Source organism: Vibrio sp. 1401, from assembly GCF_033340295.1.
This window is the reverse complement of record NZ_JAWOWF010000125.1, coordinates 1-1,192: the sequence shown is the minus strand read 5'-3', so window position 1 is coordinate 1,192 and position 1,192 is coordinate 1. Positions and strand designations below refer to the sequence as shown.

The following is a 1,192-nucleotide window of genomic DNA, read 5'->3' as shown; positions in this document are numbered from 1 at the left end:
AGGATTTTTCATCCAACAAACTGGACATTTATCCAGTGTCTAAATACCATTGTTATAGATACAAAACACAGGCTAACTCGCTATTATGCAATGGATTCTTGAGCATCAATCTCTCATTCTTTCTTCTCTTTTTGCCGCGACAGCGAGCGGTGTCGCCGTTGGTTGGTGGGTAAAGCAGCGCTTTATTACCCAGACTCAACTACTCGGACAGCAGTTGGTGTCAGAAAAACAGCTTCACCAACAACAGCTTGAACAAGTAAAGCAAAGCCTTGCCGATGCGCAGCAAGAGTTGGATGAACTCGACAACGAGCGCGATAAAGCGGCCTTTGAAGTGCGCCAATCGCACGGCAAGTTGATGGCGGCCATGGAGAAATTGCGTTACTTCGAAGCCGTCAAACAAGAACGTCAGCAGTATTTTGATGAGCTGGGCCAAATGCGTGAACAAAAATCCCGTTTGGAAACGCAGCTTCGTGAGCAGCAGGCGCGCCACGAGCAAATGAATCAGGCTAATGCGGAAAAACTGCAAATTCTAGAGCAGGCCGAAGTGCGTCTGAAACAACAGTTTGAGCACCTTGCCAATCAACTGTTTGAAGAGAAAACCGCGAAAGTCGATTTGCAAAACCGTCAAAGTTTAGAAGGGTTGTTGTCACCGTTAAAAGAGCAGTTAGAAGGTTTCAAAAAGCAAGTCAACGACAGCTTTAGCCAAGAAGCTAAAGAGCGTCATACGCTGGTGCATGAGCTGAAAAATCTGCAACGCCTCAATGAACAAATGACTCGAGAAGCCGTGAACCTGACCCAAGCGCTCAAAGGCGATAACAAACAGCAAGGTAACTGGGGTGAAGTGGTGTTGGCGCGCGTTTTAGCCGAATCGGGGCTGCGCGAAGGGCACGAGTACGAAACGCAAGTGAACCTACAGAGCGAAGCGGGTAAGCGTTACCAACCGGATGTGATTGTGCATTTGCCACAAAACAAGCAAGTGGTGGTCGATTCGAAAATGGCATTGGTGGCGTACGAGCGCTACTTTAATGCCGAAACGGATGCTGAACGCGACTGCGCGTTAAGTGCTCACCTCACCGCACTGCGTGCGCACATCAAAGGTTTGAGCATGAAGGATTACCACAAGCTCAAAGGCATCCAAAGTCTCGATTATGTGCTGATGTTTATTCCGGTAGAGCCGGCGTTCCAAGTGGCG

The 1,192-nt window shown here is 48.6% G+C and carries 1 protein-coding gene; it reads left to right on the top strand.

Annotation, left to right across the window (positions count from 1 at the left end; translation table 11 throughout):
* Positions 1-85: 85 nt before the first annotated feature.
* The coding region (gene rmuC / locus R7Z77_RS24015) for a DNA recombination protein RmuC (protein ID WP_318136881.1) at positions 86-1,192 on the top strand (1,107 nt) is incomplete at its 3' end.